The 20,957-nt window shown below is 61.6% G+C and carries 34 protein-coding genes and 1 tRNA gene; 5 read left to right on the top strand and 30 right to left on the bottom strand.

Going from position 1 to position 20,957, the window contains the following annotated elements:
* Position 1 precedes the first annotated feature (1 nt).
* The 30 genes from prfA to rplC all read right to left on the bottom strand — a co-directional run bounded on the left by prfA (position 2) and on the right by rplC (position 16,446).
* On the bottom strand, positions 2-1,099 hold the full coding sequence (gene prfA, locus FZZ90_RS10470) for a peptide chain release factor 1 (protein WP_226425747.1): 1,098 nt from the start codon (positions 1,097-1,099) through the stop codon (positions 2-4).
* Positions 1,100-1,114: 15 nt separating this feature from the next.
* Positions 1,115-1,366, bottom strand: a complete 252-nt coding sequence (gene rpmE, locus FZZ90_RS10475; RefSeq protein ID WP_006851595.1) for a 50S ribosomal protein L31 — start codon at positions 1,364-1,366, stop codon at positions 1,115-1,117.
* Positions 1,367-1,377: 11 nt separating this feature from the next.
* A complete protein-coding gene (gene rpsI / locus FZZ90_RS10480; protein WP_226425749.1) occupies positions 1,378-1,779 on the bottom strand; it encodes a 30S ribosomal protein S9 in 402 nt (133 codons plus the stop codon).
* Positions 1,776-2,228, bottom strand: a complete 453-nt coding sequence (rplM, locus tag FZZ90_RS10485; protein WP_038551234.1) for a 50S ribosomal protein L13 — start codon at positions 2,226-2,228, stop codon at positions 1,776-1,778. The genes rpsI and rplM overlap by 4 nt, the downstream gene beginning before the upstream one ends.
* A gap of 156 nt (positions 2,229-2,384) precedes the next feature.
* Entirely contained in the window at positions 2,385-3,266 is an 882-nt protein-coding gene (gene truA / locus FZZ90_RS10490; protein ID WP_226425750.1) for a tRNA pseudouridine(38-40) synthase TruA, read from the bottom strand.
* A 25-nt stretch (positions 3,267-3,291) separates the two neighbouring features.
* The gene (rplQ, locus tag FZZ90_RS10495) at positions 3,292-3,642 is read right to left on the bottom strand and encodes a 50S ribosomal protein L17 (protein ID WP_006851925.1); all 351 of its coding nucleotides are present in this window, start codon (positions 3,640-3,642) and stop codon (positions 3,292-3,294) included.
* Between the two features lie 49 nt (positions 3,643-3,691).
* Positions 3,692-4,630, bottom strand: coding sequence for a DNA-directed RNA polymerase subunit alpha (locus FZZ90_RS10500; protein WP_226402223.1), 939 nt, complete (start codon positions 4,628-4,630; stop codon positions 3,692-3,694).
* A gap of 46 nt (positions 4,631-4,676) precedes the next feature.
* On the bottom strand, positions 4,677-5,069 hold the full coding sequence (gene rpsK, locus FZZ90_RS10505; protein ID WP_226425751.1) for a 30S ribosomal protein S11: 393 nt from the start codon (positions 5,067-5,069) through the stop codon (positions 4,677-4,679).
* Between the two features lie 35 nt (positions 5,070-5,104).
* Entirely contained in the window at positions 5,105-5,470 is a 366-nt protein-coding gene (rpsM, locus tag FZZ90_RS10510; protein ID WP_226425752.1) for a 30S ribosomal protein S13, read from the bottom strand.
* 71 nt (positions 5,471-5,541) lie between these two features.
* On the bottom strand, positions 5,542-5,655 hold the full coding sequence (rpmJ, locus tag FZZ90_RS10515) for a 50S ribosomal protein L36 (RefSeq protein WP_071840122.1): 114 nt from the start codon (positions 5,653-5,655) through the stop codon (positions 5,542-5,544).
* Positions 5,656-5,702: 47 nt separating this feature from the next.
* Complete coding sequence (locus FZZ90_RS10520) at positions 5,703-6,254, bottom strand: adenylate kinase (protein ID WP_226425754.1); 552 nt, start codon at positions 6,252-6,254, stop codon at positions 5,703-5,705.
* A gap of 52 nt (positions 6,255-6,306) precedes the next feature.
* Entirely contained in the window at positions 6,307-7,626 is a 1,320-nt protein-coding gene (gene secY, locus FZZ90_RS10525) for a preprotein translocase subunit SecY (protein ID WP_226425755.1), read from the bottom strand.
* Positions 7,627-7,730: 104 nt separating this feature from the next.
* Entirely contained in the window at positions 7,731-8,186 is a 456-nt protein-coding gene (gene rplO / locus FZZ90_RS10530; RefSeq protein ID WP_226425756.1) for a 50S ribosomal protein L15, read from the bottom strand.
* 6 nt (positions 8,187-8,192) lie between these two features.
* Complete coding sequence (gene rpsE, locus FZZ90_RS10535) at positions 8,193-8,840, bottom strand: 30S ribosomal protein S5 (RefSeq protein ID WP_226425757.1); 648 nt, start codon at positions 8,838-8,840, stop codon at positions 8,193-8,195.
* Positions 8,841-8,854: 14 nt separating this feature from the next.
* On the bottom strand, positions 8,855-9,223 hold the full coding sequence (rplR, locus tag FZZ90_RS10540) for a 50S ribosomal protein L18 (RefSeq protein WP_114987264.1): 369 nt from the start codon (positions 9,221-9,223) through the stop codon (positions 8,855-8,857).
* A 33-nt stretch (positions 9,224-9,256) separates the two neighbouring features.
* Positions 9,257-9,796 (bottom strand): 50S ribosomal protein L6, encoded by a 540-nt coding sequence (gene rplF / locus FZZ90_RS10545; protein WP_226425759.1) that lies wholly within the window; start codon positions 9,794-9,796, stop codon positions 9,257-9,259.
* Positions 9,797-9,810: 14 nt separating this feature from the next.
* Positions 9,811-10,212, bottom strand: a complete 402-nt coding sequence (rpsH, locus tag FZZ90_RS10550; RefSeq protein ID WP_006850769.1) for a 30S ribosomal protein S8 — start codon at positions 10,210-10,212, stop codon at positions 9,811-9,813.
* Between the two features lie 19 nt (positions 10,213-10,231).
* Positions 10,232-10,771 (bottom strand): 50S ribosomal protein L5, encoded by a 540-nt coding sequence (gene rplE / locus FZZ90_RS10555; RefSeq protein ID WP_011363383.1) that lies wholly within the window; start codon positions 10,769-10,771, stop codon positions 10,232-10,234.
* A 40-nt stretch (positions 10,772-10,811) separates the two neighbouring features.
* Complete coding sequence (gene rplX, locus FZZ90_RS10560; RefSeq protein WP_226425760.1) at positions 10,812-11,168, bottom strand: 50S ribosomal protein L24; 357 nt, start codon at positions 11,166-11,168, stop codon at positions 10,812-10,814.
* Positions 11,169-11,170: 2 nt separating this feature from the next.
* Positions 11,171-11,536 carry a 50S ribosomal protein L14 gene (rplN, locus tag FZZ90_RS10565; protein WP_006851211.1) on the bottom strand — a complete coding sequence of 122 codons (366 nt, stop codon included), beginning with the start codon at positions 11,534-11,536 and terminating at the stop codon, positions 11,171-11,173.
* On the bottom strand, positions 11,533-11,829 hold the full coding sequence (gene rpsQ / locus FZZ90_RS10570; RefSeq protein ID WP_006850241.1) for a 30S ribosomal protein S17: 297 nt from the start codon (positions 11,827-11,829) through the stop codon (positions 11,533-11,535). Before rpsQ ends, rplN begins: the two co-directional genes overlap by 4 nt.
* Before the next feature lie 17 nt (positions 11,830-11,846).
* Positions 11,847-12,056 carry a 50S ribosomal protein L29 gene (gene rpmC / locus FZZ90_RS10575; RefSeq protein ID WP_006850073.1) on the bottom strand — a complete coding sequence of 70 codons (210 nt, stop codon included), beginning with the start codon at positions 12,054-12,056 and terminating at the stop codon, positions 11,847-11,849.
* A 2-nt stretch (positions 12,057-12,058) separates the two neighbouring features.
* Positions 12,059-12,535, bottom strand: a complete 477-nt coding sequence (gene rplP, locus FZZ90_RS10580) for a 50S ribosomal protein L16 (protein ID WP_006851743.1) — start codon at positions 12,533-12,535, stop codon at positions 12,059-12,061.
* A gap of 16 nt (positions 12,536-12,551) precedes the next feature.
* Positions 12,552-13,280: a 30S ribosomal protein S3 gene (gene rpsC / locus FZZ90_RS10585; protein ID WP_226402143.1), complete on the bottom strand. Its 729-nt coding sequence runs from the start codon at positions 13,278-13,280 to the stop codon at positions 12,552-12,554.
* Between the two features lie 20 nt (positions 13,281-13,300).
* Positions 13,301-13,666: a 50S ribosomal protein L22 gene (gene rplV / locus FZZ90_RS10590; RefSeq protein WP_226425761.1), complete on the bottom strand. Its 366-nt coding sequence runs from the start codon at positions 13,664-13,666 to the stop codon at positions 13,301-13,303.
* A gap of 3 nt (positions 13,667-13,669) precedes the next feature.
* Positions 13,670-13,945, bottom strand: coding sequence for a 30S ribosomal protein S19 (gene rpsS, locus FZZ90_RS10595; protein ID WP_006849645.1), 276 nt, complete (start codon positions 13,943-13,945; stop codon positions 13,670-13,672).
* A gap of 35 nt (positions 13,946-13,980) precedes the next feature.
* Positions 13,981-14,844, bottom strand: coding sequence for a 50S ribosomal protein L2 (rplB, locus tag FZZ90_RS10600; protein ID WP_226425763.1), 864 nt, complete (start codon positions 14,842-14,844; stop codon positions 13,981-13,983).
* Between the two features lie 15 nt (positions 14,845-14,859).
* Positions 14,860-15,162, bottom strand: a complete 303-nt coding sequence (locus FZZ90_RS10605; RefSeq protein WP_006850625.1) for a 50S ribosomal protein L23 — start codon at positions 15,160-15,162, stop codon at positions 14,860-14,862.
* Positions 15,155-15,790 (bottom strand): 50S ribosomal protein L4, encoded by a 636-nt coding sequence (gene rplD, locus FZZ90_RS10610; RefSeq protein ID WP_226425765.1) that lies wholly within the window; start codon positions 15,788-15,790, stop codon positions 15,155-15,157. Before rplD ends, FZZ90_RS10605 begins: the two co-directional genes overlap by 8 nt.
* Entirely contained in the window at positions 15,790-16,446 is a 657-nt protein-coding gene (gene rplC / locus FZZ90_RS10615) for a 50S ribosomal protein L3 (RefSeq protein WP_226425766.1), read from the bottom strand. Before rplC ends, rplD begins: the two co-directional genes overlap by 1 nt.
* Before the next feature lie 381 nt (positions 16,447-16,827).
* On the opposite strand from rplC, the gene FZZ90_RS10620 reads away from it, so the two are divergent.
* The 5 genes from FZZ90_RS10620 (at position 16,828) to FZZ90_RS10640 (ending at position 20,871) form a co-directional block, all read left to right on the top strand.
* Complete coding sequence (locus FZZ90_RS10620; protein ID WP_006850745.1) at positions 16,828-17,289, top strand: NAD(P)H-quinone oxidoreductase subunit N; 462 nt, start codon at positions 16,828-16,830, stop codon at positions 17,287-17,289.
* The gene (locus tag FZZ90_RS10625) at positions 17,256-18,287 is read left to right on the top strand and encodes an LdpA C-terminal domain-containing domain (protein WP_226425767.1); all 1,032 of its coding nucleotides are present in this window, start codon (positions 17,256-17,258) and stop codon (positions 18,285-18,287) included. Before FZZ90_RS10620 ends, FZZ90_RS10625 begins: the two co-directional genes overlap by 34 nt.
* A gap of 22 nt (positions 18,288-18,309) precedes the next feature.
* Positions 18,310-19,950: an AAA family ATPase gene (locus FZZ90_RS10630; protein WP_226425769.1), complete on the top strand. Its 1,641-nt coding sequence runs from the start codon at positions 18,310-18,312 to the stop codon at positions 19,948-19,950.
* A 90-nt stretch (positions 19,951-20,040) separates the two neighbouring features.
* A tRNA-Gln gene (locus tag FZZ90_RS10635) sits at positions 20,041-20,112 on the top strand.
* 9 nt (positions 20,113-20,121) lie between these two features.
* Positions 20,122-20,871 carry an HAD family hydrolase gene (locus tag FZZ90_RS10640; protein WP_226425770.1) on the top strand — a complete coding sequence of 250 codons (750 nt, stop codon included), beginning with the start codon at positions 20,122-20,124 and terminating at the stop codon, positions 20,869-20,871.
* Positions 20,872-20,957 lie beyond the last annotated feature (86 nt).

Raw genomic sequence — 20,957 nt, forward strand, 5'->3', positions numbered from 1 at the left:
ATCAGGTCTCGGCCTGATCGCTCAGTGCTTCGAGTTTCTGACGTTGCTCTTCGGCAATGCAGGCACCGATCATGTCCTCCAATTGGCCCTCCAGCACAGGCTCCAGGGTGAAGTTTCGGCCCAGCCGGTGATCGGTGGTTCGGTTGTCTTTGTAGTTGTAGGTGCGGATTTTTTCGGAGCGGTCACCACTGCCCACCTGGGCGCGTCGGTCGCTGCTTTCCCGTTCCGCAGCAGCAGCCTGCTCCCGCTCCAACAATTTGGCGCGCAGGATCTCCAGGGCCCGTTCACGGTTCTGCAGCTGGGAGCGTTCCTGGGTGCAGAACACACGGATGCCCGTGGGTTTGTGGAGGAGGTCCACGGCTGTTTCCACCTTGTTGACGTTCTGGCCCCCAGCACCGCCTGAACGTGCGGTGCTGATGTCGAGATCCTTCGGATCGAGCTGAACTTCCACGGCATCGGCTTCCGGCATCACGGCCACCGTGGCTGTAGAGGTGTGGACCCGACCCTGGGATTCTGTGGCAGGGACGCGTTGCACCCGATGCACTCCCGCTTCAAATTTCAGTTGGCTGTAGACGCTGTCGCCACGCACCGAAAGGATCAGCTCCCGAAACCCTCCCAGGTCGGCCTCGGTGCAGCTGATGGATTGCACGGCCCAGCCCACTTTCTGGCTGTAGCGCTCATACATCCGTGCCAGATCACCGGCCCAGAGACAGGCCTCGTCGCCCCCTGCGCCGGCGCGAATTTCCAGCATCACGCTGCGCTCATCGCGGGGATCTCGCGGCAGCAGCGCCAAGGTGAGCCGTTCCGTCAGCGTTGAATGCTGTTCCTGGAGGCTGATTAACTCATCCTGCGCGAGTTCCTCCATCGCAGCGTCACCGCGACTGTCTTTGAGCAGTTGACGTGCGGAGTCTCGCTCGGATTCGAGCTTCTGGAGTTCCTCGAAGTCGAGCACGAGAGGCTCAAGCCTTGATCGCTCCCGCGCGATCAATTCAAGCCGCTTCGGATCAGCGGCCACATCAGGGTCAGCCAGCTGCCGCTCGAGGTTGCGGAAGCTGGCTGTGGCTGTTTCCAGCCGTGTGAACAAGGTCGAGGCGTCCATGCCCCGTTCTCACCCTCAGGCTTTGGACTCGGCCTTGGCGGAGTCGGCACCTTTTTTCTTGGTACCCATGCCGTACTTCTTCATGAAGCGGTCCACACGCCCCTCGGTGTCGAGGATCTTTTGGGTGCCAGTGAAGAAGGGATGGTTGCCGCTCCAGACGTCGACGTGGATCTCCGGCTGGGTGGCGCCTGTGGTCATGACCACTTCGCCGTTGCAGATCACCTTGGCGTCGGGATACCAGGTGGGATGAATGTCGGGCTTTGGCATCGGTAAAAAAATCAGCGCTTGGAGAACTGAGGAGCCTTACGGGCTTTCTTGAGGCCGTACTTGCGGCGTTCCTTGGCACGGGGGTCCCGGCTCAGGTGACCTTCCGTCTTCAGCGGCTTGCGGTTGTCGGCAGACAGTTCACACAGGGCGCGGGCAGCACCTTGCTTGATGGCGCCGGACTGACCGGTGAGTCCACCACCGTGAACGTTGACAAGGATGTCGTACTCGCTGGTAAGGCCGAGGGTCTCCAGGGGAGCCTTCACCGCTGCGATGTACGAGGGGTTGTAGTTCAGATAGTTGTCACCGGGACGACCGTTGATGGTGATCGTTCCATTGCCGGGGACGAGGCGAACACGGGCGACAGAAGTCTTGCGACGACCGGTACCCCAGTAGACGACGGAATTGTTGCTCATTTGGCGGATGCGGAGGGGTTGAGCTGAAGAGGCTGGGGCTTCTGAGCGGCGTGGGGATGCTCGGTGCCCTTGTAGACCTTGAGCTTGCGGAACATCTGGCGGCCCAGGGCGTTGTGGGGAAGCATGCCTTTGATGGCCTTCTCCACGATCCGCTCGGGAATCCGTTCCTGCAGAGCCTCGAAGGTTTCCACCTTCATTCCCCCGGGACGACCGGAGTGACGGCGGTACAGCTTCTGCTGGGGCTTACGTCCGGAGACCTTGATCTTCTCGGCGTTCACAACGACGACAAAATCACCGGTGTCCAGATGGGGGGTGAAGCTGGGGTTGTTCTTGCCGCGGAGCACGGCTGCCACTTCAGTGGCCAAACGGCCGAGGGTTTGATTCTCAGCGTCCACCACGTACCACTGGCGGTCGATCGAATCAATCGGGGGGAGAGAGGTCTTGTTCATCGCGCCGGCATGCCGGTTCGGGTATGTCCCGCCTAATGCAGCGGAACTGGGCAAAGGGGGTCGGTCCAGAGCTGGACCTGACGGGGCTAAAGATCGAGCTTACTCTTCAGCCCTCCAGCTCCTGTGAGTTGGGCAGCATTCCAAGTAGAGGCCCGTTTATTCCGGCGTTGAGGGTGGATCCGGAGGAGGATCGCTCTCGGCCAGAAAAAACCACGGCTGACAATCGTACCAGCCGGCTTTGGTGAAGATGGGCTCCGCATAGCCAGCCCGAAGCAGGCAGAGGCCTGTGGCTGGCGCTGCCTCCTTCACCTCGTGGCGTCGTCGTTCCCGCCAGCGATGTTCAAAGGCGGCAACACTGAGACGGTGCTCGCCAACGGCCACCAACTGGGCCATCAGCAAGCGAACCATGCCGTACAGAAAACCACTGGCCTGGATCTCAACCCGCAGAAGATCACCTTGGCGCTCTACGAGCACCTCCTGCACGGTGGTTCTGGCATGGGCGCGACGGCTGCCTGCCTTCATGAAGGCGCTGAAGTCGTGCAGACCAAGCATGGTGTTCAAAGCGTCCCGCATGCGGGACGCATCCAGCCTGTGTTGGTAGCGGTGCCAGCTCCAAGGGCTGAGAAACAGATTGGGACGCCGGCCGTTGTGAATCGTGTACCGGTACCGCCGGTAGATGGCGGAGTAACAGGCATGCCAATCGAGGGGACGGGCGACGGATTCGCGCACACGAATGGTGCTCGGCAGGCGTCCGTTCAAGGCCGGTGCCCATTTGCGAGCCGGGATCGGGCCACTGCAGTCGAAGTGCACCACCTGACCGGCGGCATGAACCCCGGCATCGGTGCGACCGGCGGCAAAGGTCTGTACCGGCCGGTGCGGATCGAGCTGGGCGATGGCTTCCTCCAGCACGGCCTGAACACTGCGACCGTTGCGTTGGCGCTGCCAGCCACAAAATGAAGAACCCTCGTACTGAAGGCTGAGTGCGATCCGCTGAAGGGACGCTGGCTCAGGACCTGCAGACGAGGGTTCGGTATTCAAACGTCAGCACTGACGTGAGGTCTGATCAGACCAGTTCAATGATGGCCATCTCGGCATTGTCGCCACGACGGGGAACGGTACGCGTGATGCGGGTATAGCCGCCCTTGCGATCGCTGTAGCGGTTGGGGGCCTTGTCGAACAAGGCATGCACCAGCTGCTTGTCGTAGATGTAGCCCATGGCCCGGCGACGGGAGGCGAGGCTGCCGTCCTTGGCCAGGGTGATCATGCGCTCGGCTTCGTCGCGAAGCGCCTTGGCCCTTGCCTTGGTGGTGGTGACCCGACCTTCGCGAATCAGCTGGGTGGTCAGGGCGCGCAGCATTGCCTTGCGCTGGTCAGCTGGACGTCCCAGCTGAGGAACTCGGCATTGATGACGCATGGTTCTGTCGGTGACGAAGACGAAAAAGGACGTTCAGGCCGTTCTGCGGTTATGCAGAAGTGCGGCTCTGGGGGATGGAGATGCCGATGCGCTCGAGGGCTTCGATCACTTCATCAGCGGATTTGGAACCGAAGTTCTTGATCTCGAGTAGATCCTCGTAGCTGAAGCCCATCAGGTCAGACACGGAGTTGACCTGAGCGCGCTTGAGGCAGTTGTAGGCCCGAACCGAAAGGTTCAATTCCTCTAGAGGAATCTGTGCTTCCGCCGAGGGCTCGGGTTCAGCAGGAACTTCCTCCACGAGAGTGACGGTGGCCAGTGGCTGGAACAGCTCAATCAATTGATTGGCCGACTGAGCTAGGGCGTCGTCGGGAGTAATGGAGCCGTCAGTGATGATCTCCATCCGAAGGCGCTCGCGGGCCGAACCGCCTTCGGCAACGGCGGTTTCGTCAATGGTGAAATTGACCCGGGTCACAGGCATGAACACCGCATCGATCTGGAGCAGATCGATGGCACTGGTTTCTTCGTTGTAGCGATCCACCGGGCGATAGCCGACGCCACGTTCAACGTGAACTTCCAGCTCGAGGCTGTGACCATCGGCCACGGTGGCGATCGGACGATCGGCATCCACAACTTGAACCTGAGAGGAGAACTGCAGATCTCCGGCCTTAACTTCAGCGGGACCAGCCACCACAAGACGGCCGATCTCGAGTTCGGCTGAACGGCTGCTGACTGTGAGTTCCTTGCAGTTCAGCAGGATGTCGAGAACGTCTTCACGGACCCCAGGAACCGTGGCGTATTCGTGATTGACACCGGCAATGCGGATGGCGGTGACGGCACTGCCTTCGAGACCACCCATCAGCACGCGACGCAACGCGTTGCCCAGGGTCGTGGCCTGGCCACGCTCGAGGGGACCGATCAGGAAGACGCCGGACTGGGCGCGATCCTCGGCCACCTGATGCTCAATGCGATCAATCTGGTACTGCAACACGATCTGAATCGGGGTAAATGGAGAAACCGGTGGAAATCAGCTCGGTTCAGACGCGGCGGCGCTTGGGCCGGCGGCAACCGTTATGGGGCAGGGGGGTGACGTCGCGAATCAGGGTGATTTCGAGGCCAGCAACTTGGAGGGCGCGGATGGCGGTCTCACGGCCTGAGCCAGGACCTCTCACAAGCACTTCAATCTGACGCATGCCTTGGTCGAGGGCACGACGTGCGGCTGCCTCTGCAGCAGTTTGAGCGGCGAAGGGGGTGCCTTTGCGAGCACCCTTGAAGCCACTGGCGCCTGCGGACGACCAGGAAATCACCTCACCAGCCGTATCGGTGATGGACACGATGGTGTTGTTGAAGGTGCTCTGGATGTGAGCAACACCGTTGGGAACGTTGCGCTTGGCCTTTTTGGGCCCGGATTTTTTGACGGATTTAGCCATGGCCGTATGCAGTCAGGGATAAGGATGTAGAGGACTTACTTCTTCTTGCCAGCCACAGTTTTCCGCGCACCGCGGCGGGTACGGGCGTTGGTGCGGGTGCGTTGGCCACGAACCGGAAGGCTCATGCGGTGGCGACGTCCACGGAGGCAGCCGATGTCCTGCAGGCGCTTGAGGGCCATGCCCTCCTGTCGGCGTAGATCTCCTTCGACGGTGTACTCCTCTAGAGCACCGCGGAGTTTCTGAAGATCTCCGTCCTCTAAATCTTTCACCCGGATGTCGGGGTTCACGCCGGTTTTGGCCAGGATGGCCTGTGAGCGGGTGAGACCAACTCCGTAGATGTAGGTGAGGGACACTTCAATCCGCTTGTCGCGGGGAATGTCAACGCCGGCGATCCGTGCCACGTTCGTTTAGTTGAAAAGGACAGGTACCTCCGAGGTCCTGGAGGCGAGGAATGTTTCAGAACAGCTGGGGATCAGCCCTGACGCTGTTTGTGCTTGGGGTTAGTGCAAATGACCATGACCTTGCCGTGGCGACGGATCACCCGGCACTTGTCACACATTTTTTTCACTGAGCTGCGCACCTTCATGAGGCGTGGCTCTCCAAATTTCCAAACGGCAACGTTACCATGCGGGGTCAACCAAGCACTGACTCGATCCGCTTGGTGATCTCCTCGACAGAGCCCTGGGCAGGGACGGAAACCAGGAGACCTTTATCGCTGTAAAAGCGAATCAGAGGTGCCGTTTTCTCGCGGTAGACCTCAAGGCGATTGCGGATCACCGCTTCGTTGTCATCGGCGCGACCGCGGGCCAGCAGCCGTTCAATTAAAACGGCGTCATCCAGCTCCAGCAGAACCACGGCCTGAATGGGTTGCTGTAATTCGGCCAGCAGGGGTTCGAGGGCTTCCGCTTGGGGCACTGTGCGGGGAAACCCATCCAGCAGCCAGCCATCTGTGGTTAGTGCCTTCATCTGGCTTTCCACAATCGCCAGCACGAGGGCGTCGCTTACCAGTTCGCCGCGGTTCATCACCGCTTCAGCTTCTTTGCCTAGTTCGCTGCCGGCTGCTACTTCAGAGCGCAGCAGATCGCCCGTGGATAGATGCTTCATGCTGATGGCATCGCACAGTCGGGCGGCCTGGGTGCCTTTGCCGGCTCCGGGAGGGCCAAGAAAGAGCAAGCGATTTTTCATGGTTGCGTAATCGTGAGGTGAAGTGAACGGAAGGTGCACTGCCCAGCAGCGCTCACTGGCGAACGAGGCCTTCGTAGCGTTGTGAGATCACATAGGTCTGAACCTGCTTGGCCGTGTCGATGGCCACACCGACCAGGATCAGCAGTGAAGTGGCGCCAAGACCTTGGAAGGTCTGCACATTTGTGGCGCGTTCCACGGCCGCAGGAATGATGGCGACGGCGCCGAGGAACAGACCACCCAGCAAGGTGAGGCGGTTCTGGACTCCCGAGAGATAGTTGGCCGTGGCGCTGCCGGGGCGGACGCCTGGAATCGCCACACCACCCCGTTTCAGGTTGGTGGCGATGTCAGCGGGATTCACCGTGAGTGAGGCGTAGAAGTAGGAGAAGCCCAGGATCAACCCAAAAAAGGTGAGCGCGTACGGCCAGGGGTTCGCTGCTCCGGGATTCAGGGCACTGGCAGCACGGATCAACCACTCGCTCTTGGTGAGGTTGGCGATGGTGACCGGCAGGAAAATCAGGGCTGAGGCAAAGATGATCGGCATCACACCGCCGGCATTCAGCTTGAGCGGCAGATAGCTCTGACGGGTTGGGAGAACGCCTGCTCCACCCACCTGGCGCTTGGCACTGACGATGGGGATACGGCGAGCACCCTCCTGCACGAAGATGATTCCAACGATCGTGGCCAGGAACACCAGCACAAGAACAATGATGCCCAGCACGGTGTCGCGGTCACCGGTTTGAGCGGCTTCGATCGTGGCGCCGAGGGTGCGCGGCAGGGTGGCGACGATGTTCAGAAAAATCACCAGTGAGGCTCCCTGGCCGATGCCCCGCTCCGTGATCACTTCACTCAGCCACATCACCACCATCGATCCGGTGACCAGGGCCAGTGCCGTCTGCACCACAAAGGTCACTTCGCTGAGGCCTTCTATGGCGTATTGGCGCAGGATCATTGCGAAGACCACGCTCTGGACGAGACCCCATCCCAGCGCCACATAGCGGGTGATCTGGGCGATCTTGCGTCGGCCGGCCTCGCCCTCATTCTTCTGGAGGTCTTCCAGCTGCGGCAGCGCTGCGGTCAGCAGCTGGAGAATGATCGAGGCATTGATGAACGGCAGGATCCCAAGGGCAAAGATGCCCAGGGTGGAGATGCCACCGCCGGTGAAAATGTCGAGGAAACCGATCAGCTGTCCACCCTGATCGATGAACTGCTTAAACGCTTCTCGATCGATTCCTGGCATCGGGATGTAGATCCCAAGACGCACCAACAACAGCAGACCAAGTGTGGTGAGCACACGACTGCGGAGCCCAGGGTTGGTGATCAGCTGGCCGATCACTTCGGAGGCGTTGGGGTTGCGACCCCGACTGACGAGCATGTCCGGAAGAAAGTGAAGTTGGGCGAAAAGCCAAGAAGCCGCCCGTGGATCGAAATCCAGCGGACGGCTCAGACCCTAGGGCTGACTTGGGGGCGAGCCCTTGATTAGTCGAGGATTTCGCAGGTGCCACCTGCGGCTTCGATCTTGGTGCGGGCGGAGGCTGTGAATGCCGCGGCTTGCACTGTCAGCGTTTTGGCTTTCAGTTCGCCGTTGCCGAGCATCTTCAGCGGATGCTTGGGGCTGGTCACGATGCCGTCCTTGACCAGGGAATCCAAGTTGACGGTGCTGCCGTCCTTCAGGTCGTTCAACGCCGAGACGTTGAGCACGGTGAAGTGCTTGGGATTGACCAGGGGGAAGTGCTTCAGCTTCGGCACCCGGCGGTAGAGAGGCATTTGGCCACCCTCGAAGCCGGGGCGCGTGGGGCGACCCGAGCGGGATTTCTGGCCACGCATACCGAAGCCGCAACTGGCGCCCTGGCCGGCGGCGATGCCGCGGCCCTTGCGCAGTTTGCGGCGACGAGCGCCTTTGTTGGATTTGAGGGAATCGAGTCGGAGAGTCATCGCGAATCAGGAATAGATCTGTTCGAGGGAGATTCCCCGTTCCTTGGCCGTCTCCTTGTGGGTGCGGAGAAGCGACAGGGCCACCATGGCAGCCCGTGCATTGTTCAGGGGGGTCTTGCTGCCCAGGCGCTTTGCCAGGACATTCTTGATGCCGGCAAGTTCGAGCACTGTGCGGATGGAACCGCCAGCGATCACACCGGTACCAGGGGCTGCCGGGCGGATGAGCACGCTCGCAGCACCATCCCGACCATTGGATAGGGTCGGGATGGAGTTGTGACGGGTCAGCGGCACCTTGACGAGGTGCTTCTTGCCATCGGCAACGCCCTTGCGGACGGCACCGATCACATCACCGGCCTTGCCGACGCCAACGCCGACCTGACCCTTCTCGTTGCCGACAACCACGATGGCCCGGAAGCTCATCTTTTTACCGCCTTTGACGGTTTTGGAGACGCGGCGGATTTGAACCACGCGCTCTTGCCATTCGGAGTCGCGCTCTTGGCCGCGACGACCACCACGCCGGTCGCCACGACGACCGTCACGGTCGCCACGGCCGCGGCGCTGTTCCTGTTGCTGCTGCTGCCCTTCGGCTGCCGCTGGAACGTCGGCCGCACCCGGTACGGCGTTGGGATTGGATTGGGGGGAGGAATCTGTCATGGGTTAAGCAGGAATCAGAACTGAAGGCCCGCTTCCCGGGCGGCATCGGCAAGGGCTTTAATCCGGCCGTGGTACAGATTTCCGCCGCGGTCGAACACTACCTGCTGGATGCCTTTGGCAATGGCGCGCTTGGCGACCAGTTCGCCGACGGCGACAGAGGCGTCGCAGCTGCCAGCCGGAGCCTTGAGGCCGGCACGCAGTTCCTTGTCAACGGTGGAGGCGGAGCAGAGTGTGCTCTGGGCCGCGTCGTCGATGACCTGGGCGTAGATGTGGTTGTTGGAGCGGAACACGGCCAGCCGCGGACGGTCTGAGGTTCCGGTGATGTGACGACGCAGACGCCGGTGGCGTTTCTGCGTCTGCTGTTTGCGGGACAGTTGGGACATGGTGGGGGAAGGGTAGGAACGTCAGGACAAGGCTTATTTCTTGCCGGACTTGCCTGCCTTGCGCAGGATGCGCTCGCCCTCGTACTTGATTCCCTTGCCCTTGTAGGGCTCGGGGGGGCGGATGGCGCGGACCTTGGCGGCTTCGTTGCCCACCAGCTCCTTATCGATTCCGGAGACAATCACCCTGGTGTTGTTCTCCACCTTGAAGGTGATGCCCTCAGGCGCTTCCATCTCGACGGGGTGGCTGTAGCCAGCACTCACCACGAGGGTTTTGCCTTTGACCTGGGCACGGGAGCCCACACCGACGATCTCCAGGGCCTTGCTATAGCCGTTGTTGACACCCTCGATCATGTTGGCGACGAGGGTGCGGCTCAGGCCGTGGCGCTCACGGGAGATGCGCTTGGTGCTCGTGGGTGAGACCACGATGGTGTTGTTGTCCTGGCTGACGCTGACGCCATCAGGAAGGGTGCGCTCCAGTTCGCCTTTGGGCCCTTTCACCTTGACGGTGAGCCCGTCGAGGGAAACGGTGACCTTTTCAGGGACGGGAACGGGGTTTTTGCCGATTCGTGACATGGTTCAGCTCCGGATCAGTAGACGTAACAGAGCACTTCGCCACCGACGCCCTCACGGCGGGCGTCGCGGTCGCTCATCACACCCTTGGAGGTGGAGATGATCGCCACGCCCAGTCCTCCGAGGACTTTGGGCAGGCCGCGAGTGTTTTTGTAGATGCGGAGACCGGGCTTGCTGACCCGCTGCATGGAGCGGATAGTGGGCAGCCTGTGCTTGCCGCTGTACTTGAGGGCGAGCACCAGTTCGGTGCGAACGCCTTCACCCTGCTCGCTGATCTCGGAGATGAAGCCCTCCTGTTGCAGCACCTTGGCGATGCTGCGGGTCATCCGCGAAGCGGGGATCTTGGTGGTTTCGTGACGTTTCTCACTCGCATTGCGAATGCGGGTGAGCATGTCGGAAATGGGGTCGTGGTTGGCCATAGGTGTCGACGGGGAGGGCTCAGTTGCTCTGGAACGGCATTCCCATCTCGCGGAGGAGGGCCCGGCCCTCTTCGTCCGAACGGGCAGTGGTCACGATGGTGATGTCCATGCCCCGGATCGCATCGATCTTGTCGAAGGAGATCTCAGGGAAGATGATCTGTTCGCGCACCCCAAGGGTGTAATTGCCGCGGCCATCGAAACTCTTGGGGCTGACCCCGCGGAAGTCGCGGATGCGGGGCAGCGCCAGGTTGATCAGGCGCTCGAGGAAGGCATACATCCGATCACCACGGAGGGTGACGGCACAGCCGATCGGCATGCCCTGCCGAATCTTGAAGCCGGCGATGGCTTTTTTGGCACGGGTCACAACGACCTTTTGGCCGGTGATCTGCGCCAGCTCATTCACCGAAGCCTCGAGGGACTTGGCATTGGCGGCGGCTTCGCCGAGACCCCGGTTAACGGTGACTTTCAGCACCTTGGGGACTTCGTGGATGTTGGTGAGGGAGAGATCCTTCTGCAGCTTGGGCTGGATGGTCTCCCGGTAGCGCTTCTTGAGTGACATAACGGGTTGGGGTGCTTCTGGGCGTGGTCAGAAGTCGGGATCAGTCGAGGACTTCACCGGTTTTCTTGAGCCGGCGCTTCTTGGTGCCGTCCTTGTCGACGACGATTTCAACGCGGCTTGCCACCTTTTTGTCGGTGGAATACAGCATCACGTTGGAGGCATGCAGGGAAGCTTCCTCCGTCACGATGCGGCCGGTCTCGCCCTCTTGGGTGGGCTTTTCATGGCGGGTGCGCATGTTTACGCCCTCCACGACGACACGGTTCTCGTTGGGCAGAGTGCGCAGAACGGCACCGGTCTTGCCCTTGTCTTTGCCGGCGATTACCTGAACGGTGTCGCCCTTACGGATGCGCATTTTGATGCGCTCGGTGGCCTTGGCCTTGGTGGTTGCAGTCGCCATGGTCAGATCACCTCCGGAGCGAGGGACACGATTTTGGTGAAGCTGCGCTCACGCAGCTCACGGGCCACCGGTCCGAAGACGCGAGTGCCTTTCGGGTTTTTGTCGTCGTTGATGATGACGGCGGCGTTGTCGTCGAACCGGATTGAGTTTCCGGTCTCACGACGCATGGTGGCTTTGGTGCGCACCACAACGGCCTTCACCACGTCGGACTTTTTGACACCCATGTTGGGGGCGGCATCCTTGACGGCGGCAACGATCACGTCGCCAACGTGGGCGTAGCGACGGTTGGTGCCGAGGACGCGAATGCACTGGATGCGCTTGGCGCCGCTGTTGTCGGCAACGGTGAGATAGGACTCCTGCTGGATCACTGCTTCACCTCCTGAGCTTCAGCCTTGTTGGCTTCTTCAGCTGCAGCCTTGGGGCTGTGGCTGAGAACCTCGGCGATGGCCCACCGCTTCTGGCGGCTCATCGGACGGGTTTCAGTGATGCGAACGCGGTCACCGACGCGACAGGTGTTGTCTTCGTCGTGAGCCTTGTAACGGGTGGTACGGCTGACCGTCTTTTGATAGATGGGGTGTGGGAAGCGGCTTTCCACCGCGACCACCACCGTTTTTTCCATCTTGTCGCTGACGACGGTGCCGATCCTTTCCTTGACTGCCATGGTTACGGAGTGGGGGATCAGGAGGCGGTGGAGCGCTGGCGCTCCGACTGCACCGTCAGCAGCTGGGCCAGCTTGATGCGGACCTCTTTGAAACGGTGCGTGTTGGCGAGCTGGCGCGTGGCCTGCTCGAAACGGAGTTGGAACAGTTCGCGGCGCAGGCCGTCGATCTGTTCGTTGATGTCCGAATCGGACAGGCTGCGCACATCGGCGGCGTTAGGACGGGCCATGGTCAGGACTCCACGGTGACGGCTTCAGAAGCTGCCGGAGCCTTGGCACCAGCTGACTTCTCCTGCTCATCCAGCTGGATGAACTTGGTCTTCACGGGAAGCTTGTATTGCGCGAGGCGCATGGCTTCCTTGGCGATTTCGGGGGTGATTTCGTCACCGCCCATCTCGAACAGGATCCGGCCGGGCTTGATCACCGCCACCCAGAATTCTGGGTTGCCCTTACCGGAACCCATCCGGGTTTCGGCAGCGCGCATGGTGACCGGCTTGTCGGGGAAGATCCGGATCCAGATTTTTCCGCCACGCTTGACGTAGCGGGTCATGGCACGACGGCTGGCCTCGATCTGGCGCGAGGTGATCCAGCCACATTCCTGTGCCTGCAGCGCGAACTGTCCGAAGGCAATGGTGTTGCCCCGGGTGGCGACGCCGCGCATGCGGCCTCGCTGCTGCTTACGGAATTTGACGCGTTTTGGACTCAGCATGGTTCAGGCCTCCTGTTCAACCCTCGTTGGAGCGGTCTTCGAACTGTTGGGGCCGACGGCTGGCCCGGCGCCGGGGGGCGGCCCCCACCGGCATGGGCTGAGCTTGTTCGCTCAGCACCTCGCCCTTGAACACCCACACCTTGATGCCGAGCACGCCGTAGGTCGTGCTGGCCACCTTGGTGGCGTAGTCGATGTCGGCACGCAGGGTGTGCAGGGGCACCCGACCCTCACGGGTCCATTCCGTCCGAGCGATCTCAGCACCGTTCAGGCGACCGGACACCTGGATCTTCAGACCCAGAACACCGGCACGCTGAGCGCGCTGCACAGCCATGCGGATGGTGCGGCGGAAGGCCACACGCTTCTCAAGCTGCTGGGCGATGTATTCGGCGAGGAGGAAGGCATCACCGTCGACGCGTTCGACCTCGACAACATTGATCCGCACCTGACGACTGGAGTCGCCGACGGTCTTCTGAATGCCGGAACGAAGGTCTTCGATGCCGCTGCCTTGACGGCCGACCAGCACACCAGGGCGTGCGGTCTTGAGTTCAACTTCAAGTTGATCGGCCTTACGGGCGATCAGCACATCGCTGATGCCGGCTGAGCCGTACTTCTTGTGGATGAACTTGCGAATCCGGTCATCCTCCTGAAGGAGGGCCGGATAGTTTTTGCTGGAGGCGTACCAGCGTGACCGGTGTTCCTGGGTGATCCCCAGGCGCAGACCGGTTGGGTTGATTTTGTGTCCCATTGGGTCAGAGTCCTCGAGGGTCAGGAATCGGTCTGAGCCGCCACAGCAATGCTGATGTGGCAGGTCTGTTTCTTGATCTGGAAAGCCCGGCCTTGGGCGCGGGGGCGATAGCGCTTCATGGAAGGGCCCATGTCAGCGCTGGCGCTCGAGATCACCAGAGAAGAGGGGTCAAGACCGAGGTTGTGCTCAGCGTTGGCCACCGCAGACCGGAGCACCTTGGTGATCGGGCCGGTGGAGCGGTAGGGCATGAACTCGAGCATGATCAGCGCGTCGCGGTAGGTGCGGCCACGGATTTGGTCGAGCACACGACGCACCTTGGACACAGAGCCTCGGATGAAGCGTCCGTGAGCCTGGGCAGTGGGTGCCGTTGGGGTTGACGATGTCATGGATTAGCGGCCTCCTTTCTTGTCTCTGATGTGGCCCTTGAAGGTGCGGGTGGGAGCGAACTCTCCCAGCTTGTGACCCACCATTTGCTCGGTGATGAACACCGGCACATGGGTGCGGCCGTTGTGAACCGCGATCGTGTGGCCGATCATCATCGGCAGGATCGTGGAGGCCCGTGACCAGGTCTTGATCACAGACTTGTCGTCGTTGTCGTTCTGCTTTTCAACCTTGCGAAGCAGGCTGTCGGCAATAAACGGACCTTTTTTGAGTGAACGTCCCATAACGGTTTAAGCAAGCGGCAAAGTGATGGATTGCATCAGGAATCGCGTCCGCCACGGCTCCGCTTGGAGGTCTTGCGACGCTTCCGGAGCACGTATTGGTTGCTGGGTTTGTTCCGCTTGCGGGTCTTGAGACCGAGGGCGGGTTTGCCCCAGGGGGTCACCGGGCCGGAACGGCCGATCGGTGCACGACCCTCACCACCACCGTGGGGGTGATCGCAGGGGTTCATCACACTGCCTCGAACCTGAGGACGACGTCCGAGCCAGCGGCGACGACCGGCCTTACCCAGGCTGGTGTTGCGCATTTCGGAGTTGCCGACCTCGCCGAGGGTGGCGTAGCACTCGCGGCGAACCAGGCGAACCTCGGTGGAGGGCAGCTTCAGAGCGACGTAGTCGCCTTCTTTTGCCATCACCTGGGCGCTGGCACCGGCTGTCCGGACCATCTGGCCGCCTCGACCGGCGTAGAGCTCAACGCAGTGAACAGCCGAACCGAGGGGCACCGAGGACAACGGCATGGCGTTGCCGTTCTCGATCGGGGCATCAGGGCCGGAGACCACGGTCTGACCCACCTGAACTCCTGCGGGAGCCAGGATGTAGCGCTTCTCGCCATCGGCGTAGAAGAGCAGTGCCAGACGCGCGTTGCGGTGCGGGTCGTAGTGAATTGCGGCCACCTTGGCGGTGACACCGTGCTTGTTGCGACGGAAATCAACCACGCGGTAGAGGCGCTTGTGGCCACCACCGCGATGGCGGCAGGTGATCACACCGCGGTTGTTGCGACCCTTGCGGCGGTGTTTAGCCACCACCAGGGTCCGCTCCGGCTTGCGGCTGGTGATCTCACTGAAATCAGTGACCACCCGGGTGCGGGTACCGGGGGTGTAGGGGCGGAAATTACGGATTGCCATGACGATTCAGACCCCTCAGGACTCAGGGAAGAGTTGGATCGAGTTGCCCTCCGCCAGGCGCACCACGGCTTTCTTCACCTGGGCACGTTTGCCGGCGAAGCGACCCATGCGACGGGAGCGTCGCGGGGGATTCATGGTGCTGATGCCGGTGACCTTCACATCGAAGAGCTGCTCAATGGCGGCCTTGATGTCGGGCTTCGCGGCGCGGTGGTCTACCTCGAAGGTGTACTGGTTGATTTCGAGGGCGCGGGTGGCCTTCTCGGTGATCAGGGGACGGCGGATCACATCCGCCAGGCGTCCTTGGAAACGTTCAGTCATCGCCGTAGACCTCCTGGATGGTTGCGAGAGCTTCCTCGCCCAGCACCAATGCATTGGCGTGGAGCAGGTCGAAGACGTTCAGCTGATCTGCGGAGATCAACTTGACTTTCTCCAGGTTGCGCACGGAACGGCGGACAACATCGGAGGGGTTCGTCAGAACGATGAGCACTTTGGAGCCGGCCGCGACACCGAGGCGTCCCAAGGCGTCCGTGATCTCACGGGTCTTGGGGGCCTCCAGCGCAGTAGCGAAGTCCTTCACGACGGTCACATCGTCAATGCGAGCCATCAGCGCAGTGCGCAGGGCCAGACGACGCTCCTTGCGGTTCATCGCAAGGTTGTACGTGCGGGGCTTGGGTCCAAAGATGATGCCGCCGCCGGGCTTCAGGGGAGTCCGGATCGATCCCTGACGGGCCCGACCAGTTCCTTTCTGCTTGTAGGGCTTGCGACCACCACCGCGCACTTCTGAGCGGGTGAGGGTGCTGGCGGTTCCTTGGCGTGCATGGGCCTGCTGACGCAGAACAGCCCGATGCATGAGATCAACGGCGGTGGTCTCTTTGGCCACCTTCAGGTCCAGGGTTGCCTTACCGGCTTCCTTGCCCTGCCAATCACGAACGACACAACTGGCCATCACTTACCTCCTTTGGCGGGCTTGGCGCCCACGCGCAAGGCCGGGCGGATGTTGAGCAGCGCACCAGGCTTGCCGGGCACGGATCCCTTCACCACCAGCAGGTTGTGCTCGCTGTCCACCTTGAGGATGGTCAGACCGCGGGTGGTGATTTTCTTGCCGCCATAGCGACCGGCCATCCGCTTACCGGGATAGATCCGGCCAGGGGTCGTACCGGCACCGGTCGAACCGGGCTCGCGGTGGTTCTTCGAACCGTGGGTCATCGGACCCCGGCTGAAGCCGTGGCGCTTCTGGTAGCCAGAGAAGCCGCGGCCGACAGTGTCACCGCTGACATCCACCTTCTGGCCGGCTTCGAAATCGCCGACGGTGATGTCTCCACCGAGTTCGAGACCTTCAACGCTGTCGACGCGGTATTCGCGCAGATGACGCAGAAGTCCCTCTCCGGATTTGTTGAGGTGACCCTGGGCGGGCTTGTTGATCAGCTTCTCGCGGGTTTCGCCAAAGCCGATCTGCACTGCGGAATATCCGTCAGTGTCGTCGTTTTTGAGTTGGGTGATGCGGCAGGGGCCGGCTTCGATCAAGGTGACCGGAACAGCTCTGCCCTGCTCGTCGAAGAACTGGGACATACCCAGCTTCTTCCCGAGGATGCCGATGGACATGGATGGGGAGGAAGCGCCAGCGTGGACAACCACCAAGCGGAGAACCGCATGGGGTCAGGTGCTGATCGATTGGACGCAGACGTGGTTCGAAGCGGAACTCCCGAAGGAGTGGATTCGAATGGGCTAGCGAACGATTCAGCGAGGCTGGGACTTGCATCTGCACAATGTGCGGTTGCAGTTTCCCGACGGAGATCTCCGAAGAAAGCTTCCGTACTGGCCTGGAGATTCGACGCAATCGCCGAATCTGTTCTGCCGACTGGAGGCCCGGCTAGCGGACGGGCACAGAAACACAGAACAAACATCGAACCTACAACACCGACCTACCTGCTCCTCTGATCCATCTGCCTGCTGCCAGAATCCCCTTCAATCCCTGTAGCTGCCATGCCTCTGCTTCTCACCGGTCAGGCATTTCGCCGTGATCTCGAAGCCAATGGCTGTCTGGCGGTTCAGGCTCCGCTCGAAGGCGGTGCAGAAACCCGTCTATTAAGACGTCTGCGCGGTGCCGGTTACAGCACCCGCATGACATCAGCCCGCGGCCTCGGTGACCCGGAGGTGTTCCTCACCCAGAAGCACGGCATCCGTCCGCCCCATCTCGGTCATCAAAGCGTTGGTCGTGGTGCTGCTGTGGGAGAAGTGCAGGAGGTGGCTCCCCAGCTCGGCGATCTGTTTGAAGGTGATGCTCCTGTGGCCCTGTGGCTGTTGGAAGGCCAGGTGCTGTCGCGCTCCGAACTTCTTTCGCTCTGCGATCTGTGCAAGCGCGAACCACGTTTACGCATCATCGTGGAGATGGGTGGTGCTCGCAGCCTGAAGTGGGAACCGATGACCACATATCTGAAGGCCTGACGCCTGATGAGGCCCTCGATCAGGGCCGTTGGGTCAAGCTGATCTGTGGAGCAAGCAACCAGGATTTGCCTGCCATTGCCGATCTGACCGCTGTTTTTGCGGCTGTCGGTGTTCATTGCGTTGATGTGGCTGCAGATCCAGCGGTCGCCATTGCAGCGCGTCGCGGTCTGGACTGGGCTGAGGCGCAAACAGGGCGTCGCCCCTGGCTGATGGTCAGCCTTAGCGATGGGATCGATGCTCACTTCCGCAAGGCCTGGTTCGATCCTGATCACTGCCCTGCGGACTGCCCGCGGCCCTGCGAAAGGATTTGTCCTGCGGCAGCGATTTCGCCCGCTGCTGGGATCGACCAGCAGCGTTGCTATGGCTGCGGCCGCTGCTTGCCGGCTTGCCCCCATGGCTTGATTGAGGAACGCGACCACCGACTGGAACCCGAGCAGGTGATCTCCTTGCTGAAATCGACTCAGCCCGATGCTGTGGAGATTCACACGGCATCTGGGCATGACGAGGGCTTCTCGACGCTGATCCAAAGCCTTCAGCAGCACCACGTTCCTTTGCGGCGTTTGGCCGTGAGCTCCGGATTGGAGGCCCACGGCGTGAAGGCCGATCAGTTGGCTGGTTTGCTTTGGCGTCGCTACTCCCGCCTGCGCCAAGCCGGTTACAGACCCCTCTGGCAGCTGGATGGGCGTCCGATGAGCGGCGATGTGGGTGCTGGCACCGCGCGGGCCGCGGTTCTGCTCTGGCGTGCCATGCGTGGTCTGGCACCACCGGGTCCGCTGCAGCTTGCCGGTGGCACCAACGCCGCAACGCTGGAGTTCTTGCACCCGACGGAGCGCCCGGCTGGCATCGCCTTTGGTGGTGTGGCCCGTCGCTTGCTGATGCCTGTGCTGGATGAGGCGCAAACCCGTGGACTTGCCTTGTGGCAATGGCCCGAGGGTTGGAACCGTGCCCTCTCGCTCGCGCGTCCATTGGTTACGCCATGGCTGCAGCGCTCTTGCTAGAAGGCTGAAACGCGCAGATCCCATGGGCACGCAACGGGTCACCGACGATCTGGATCGCCTTCTTGAGCTCCTGCCGGACGCCGTGCAGGAGCAGTTGCAGCCGGAAGAGGCACGACAGCAGTTGCTTGAGGTGGTGCTCGATCTCGGTCGGGTTCCGGAAGCGCGTTATCCAGGCCGTGCCCTGGCGCTGGGTTCCACGCCCTTGTCCCGGGAGGATCTGGCGGCCGTGGTGGCCAGGCTTGGTCAGTTCGGTGGCGATAACCGGGCGGGAATCGAACGAACGCTTCACCGGATTAGCGCGATCCGCAACCGTCAGGGCGATGTTGTCGGTCTGACCTGCCGGGTGGGGCGAGCCGTGTTCGGCACCGTTGCGATGGTGCGGGACCTCCTGGATGGAGGGCAGTCCCTGCTGTTGATGGGGCGCCCGGGTGTGGGCAAGACAACGGCGTTGCGTGAGATCGCCCGGGTGCTTTCGGATGAGTTGGAGCGGCGCGTTGTTGTGATCGACACGAGCAATGAGATCGCCGGTGATGGCGACATCCCCCATCCCGCGATCGGTCGGGCCCGCCGCATGCAGGTGGCCAGGCCTGAGCTGCAGCACCAAACCATGATCGAGGCGGTGGAAAACCACATGCCAGAAGTCATCGTGATTGATGAGATCGGCACGGAGCTGGAGGCGCAAGCCGCGCGCACCATCGCCGAACGTGGCGTGGTGCTTGTCGCCACAGCTCACGGCAATGCTTTGGCCAACCTGATCAAGAACCCCACCCTCAGCGATCTGGTGGGCGGGATTCAGACGGTCACCCTCGGGGATGAGGAGGCCCGGCGGCGTCGCAGTCAGAAAACGGTGTTGGAGCGTGCCGCCGAACCGACTTTTCCGGTTGCAGTTGAAATGCATAGCCGGCAGCGCTGGGCCGTACACACTGACGTTGCCGCCACTGTGGACCAACTGCTTCGGGGTCTGAAGCCCAGGGTTCAGGAGCGCGAGCTGACGCCTGAGGGGGGCGTTCAGCTGGTGGACCCGCCGCAGTCTTCGGGTTTGCTGCGCCCTCCGTCCCAACGGCCGTTTGCGGAACAGCCCGTCTCAGTTCCCGTGCCCATGCCTGCGGTCAGTGTTCGCAAGGAAAGTGCAGCAGACGAACAATCTTCACCGGAGACCAGCGCCGAGCCTCTGCAGGTTCTCTGTTGCGGGGTTCTTCCCCGTGTTGTGGAGGAGGCTATCCGTTCTCACGGCTGGAAGGCTCAGGTTGTGGATGATTTGAGTGAGGCTGATGTGGTGTTGAGCATTCGGCTCGGCCTCAGTCGTCAACCGTCGCTGCGCCGTCAGGCCAGGGATCTGGGGATCCCGATCCTGGTGATTAAGTCCGACACCCTGCCCCAGGTGACCCGTGCCATGGCCCGTCTTCTCCGCCGTCAGGCCACCGAATCGTCCGCAGAGGTCACCCCGCCGGACCGGGAGTCTCAGGACGATGAATTGGCTGCTCTCGAGGAATGCCGTCTTGCAGTGGAACAGGTGGTGATGCCGCAAGGCAGGCCGGTGGAGTTGCTGCCGCGAAGTGAGCGTGTTCTCCGGATGCAAGCCGATCTTGTGCGCCGTTACCGGCTACGCAGCGATGTCTTCGGCGAGGCTGAACTGTCCCGCTTGCGGGTTTTTCCTCCCTGATCGTTTGTTCGTGGATTGACGAACGGTTGGCTGCTATGAGTAACTATTAGTGCTCCGGTGAGCCGCAAGTCGCGGTCTTTTCCGGTTCAGTGGGCCGTCGCCAAGCGGTAAGGCAGCGGGTTTTGGTCTCGCCATTCCTAGGTTCGAATCCTAGCGGCCCAGTTTTTGTCCATGAACCTTCGCCCACTGCTCGTCTTCGATTTCGACGGGGTCATCGTCGATGGAATGGCCGAGTACTGGTGGAGTGCTTGGCATGCCTGTCGTCGTCTTGAGGCTGCTCCAGAGGGCTTTACGCCTGATCAGGTGCCTGACGCCTTCCGTCAGCTGCGGCCGTGGGTGCATCACGGTTGGGAAATGGTGCTGCTGGCCGCGGAACTGCCGGCGCTGAACCTTCAGGTTTGGCTGCAGTCCTATGGGGAAGCGCAGGCCTTGGCACTGCAACGGCGTGGATGGCAGCCGGAGCAGCTGCAGGCGGCACTTGATGCCTCCAGAGACGAAGCGGTGCGGCAGAACCGTTCCGCGTGGTTGGCGTTGCATCGACCTTTCCCCGGTCTGGTGGAGCGGCTGAAGCAGTTGGAAGCAGAGGGGGTGGACTGGGCTGTTCTGACGACAAAAACCCAGGCCTTCACCGCTGAGCTGCTGAACAGCCTTGGCCTGCATCCTTGGCGTCTGGATGGTCGTGAGGCTGGCGCTAAGCCTCAGGTTCTGCTCCAGCTCCAGCGGCAGCGAAGCCTGTGCGGCTTCGTGGAAGACCGCCGGGCGACGCTTGAGGCGGTGCGCTCAACGCCAGGGTTGGATCAACTGCCCTGTTTTCTGGTGAGTTGGGGCTATCTTCGCCCGAAGGATCAGAGCGGTCTTCCGCCTGGAATTGCGTTGCTCCATCCGGATCGCTTTCGGGCCCCCCTGGCGCAATGGCCCTGATTCGCTACGGTACGCTTGTACTACCTGAGACGATTCGGCGCTTCTGTGGCATTGGATCTCTCGTTCCTTAGTTTCAGGTCCTTCTC

Origin of the sequence: Synechococcus sp. MU1617 (genome assembly GCF_020514235.1) — a bacterium.
Taxonomy (GTDB): domain Bacteria; phylum Cyanobacteriota; class Cyanobacteriia; order PCC-6307; family Cyanobiaceae; genus Parasynechococcus.

Excerpts from the sequence above, each read along its gene's own strand:
- prfA (WP_226425747.1), bottom strand. The coding sequence starts at position 1,099 with ATGGACGCCTCGACCTTGTTCACACGGCTGGAAACAGCCACAGCCAGC.
- rpmE (WP_006851595.1), bottom strand. The coding sequence starts at position 1,366 with ATGCCAAAGCCCGACATTCATCCCACCTGGTATCCCGACGCCAAGGTG.
- rpsI (WP_226425749.1), bottom strand. The coding sequence starts at position 1,779 with ATGAGCAACAATTCCGTCGTCTACTGGGGTACCGGTCGTCGCAAGACT.
- rplM (WP_038551234.1), bottom strand. The coding sequence starts at position 2,228 with ATGAACAAGACCTCTCTCCCCCCGATTGATTCGATCGACCGCCAGTGG.
- rplQ (WP_006851925.1), bottom strand. The coding sequence starts at position 3,642 with ATGCGTCATCAATGCCGAGTTCCTCAGCTGGGACGTCCAGCTGACCAG.
- rpsK (WP_226425751.1), bottom strand. The coding sequence starts at position 5,069 with ATGGCTAAATCCGTCAAAAAATCCGGGCCCAAAAAGGCCAAGCGCAAC.
- rpmJ (WP_071840122.1), bottom strand. The coding sequence starts at position 5,655 with ATGAAGGTGCGCAGCTCAGTGAAAAAAATGTGTGACAAGTGCCGGGTG.
- FZZ90_RS10520 (WP_226425754.1), bottom strand. The coding sequence starts at position 6,254 with ATGAAAAATCGCTTGCTCTTTCTTGGCCCTCCCGGAGCCGGCAAAGGC.
- secY (WP_226425755.1), bottom strand. The coding sequence starts at position 7,626 with ATGCTCGTCAGTCGGGGTCGCAACCCCAACGCCTCCGAAGTGATCGGC.
- rplO (WP_226425756.1), bottom strand. The coding sequence starts at position 8,186 with ATGACTCTCCGACTCGATTCCCTCAAATCCAACAAAGGCGCTCGTCGC.
- rpsE (WP_226425757.1), bottom strand. The coding sequence starts at position 8,840 with ATGACAGATTCCTCCCCCCAATCCAATCCCAACGCCGTACCGGGTGCG.
- rplR (WP_114987264.1), bottom strand. The coding sequence starts at position 9,223 with ATGTCCCAACTGTCCCGCAAACAGCAGACGCAGAAACGCCACCGGCGT.
- rplF (WP_226425759.1), bottom strand. The coding sequence starts at position 9,796 with ATGTCACGAATCGGCAAAAACCCCGTTCCCGTCCCTGAAAAGGTCACC.
- rpsH (WP_006850769.1), bottom strand. The coding sequence starts at position 10,212 with ATGGCCAACCACGACCCCATTTCCGACATGCTCACCCGCATTCGCAAT.
- rplE (WP_011363383.1), bottom strand. The coding sequence starts at position 10,771 with ATGTCACTCAAGAAGCGCTACCGGGAGACCATCCAGCCCAAGCTGCAG.
- rplX (WP_226425760.1), bottom strand. The coding sequence starts at position 11,168 with ATGGCGACTGCAACCACCAAGGCCAAGGCCACCGAGCGCATCAAAATG.
- rpsQ (WP_006850241.1), bottom strand. The coding sequence starts at position 11,829 with ATGGCAGTCAAGGAAAGGATCGGCACCGTCGTCAGCGACAAGATGGAA.
- rpmC (WP_006850073.1), bottom strand. The coding sequence starts at position 12,056 with ATGGCCCGTCCTAACGCCGCCGATGTGCGCAGCCTGTCCGATTCGGAC.
- rplP (WP_006851743.1), bottom strand. The coding sequence starts at position 12,535 with ATGCTGAGTCCAAAACGCGTCAAATTCCGTAAGCAGCAGCGAGGCCGC.
- rpsC (WP_226402143.1), bottom strand. The coding sequence starts at position 13,280 with ATGGGACACAAAATCAACCCAACCGGTCTGCGCCTGGGGATCACCCAG.
- rplV (WP_226425761.1), bottom strand. The coding sequence starts at position 13,666 with ATGACATCGTCAACCCCAACGGCACCCACTGCCCAGGCTCACGGACGC.
- rpsS (WP_006849645.1), bottom strand. The coding sequence starts at position 13,945 with ATGGGACGTTCACTCAAAAAAGGTCCGTTTATTGCCGACAGCCTGCTT.
- rplB (WP_226425763.1), bottom strand. The coding sequence starts at position 14,844 with ATGGCAATCCGTAATTTCCGCCCCTACACCCCCGGTACCCGCACCCGG.
- FZZ90_RS10605 (WP_006850625.1), bottom strand. The coding sequence starts at position 15,162 with ATGACTGAACGTTTCCAAGGACGCCTGGCGGATGTGATCCGCCGTCCC.
- rplD (WP_226425765.1), bottom strand. The coding sequence starts at position 15,790 with ATGGCCAGTTGTGTCGTTCGTGATTGGCAGGGCAAGGAAGCCGGTAAG.
- rplC (WP_226425766.1), bottom strand. The coding sequence starts at position 16,446 with ATGTCCATCGGCATCCTCGGGAAGAAGCTGGGTATGTCCCAGTTCTTC.
- FZZ90_RS10620 (WP_006850745.1), top strand. The coding sequence starts at position 16,828 with ATGCCTCTGCTTCTCACCGGTCAGGCATTTCGCCGTGATCTCGAAGCC.
- FZZ90_RS10630 (WP_226425769.1), top strand. The coding sequence starts at position 18,310 with ATGGGCACGCAACGGGTCACCGACGATCTGGATCGCCTTCTTGAGCTC.
- FZZ90_RS10640 (WP_226425770.1), top strand. The coding sequence starts at position 20,122 with ATGAACCTTCGCCCACTGCTCGTCTTCGATTTCGACGGGGTCATCGTC.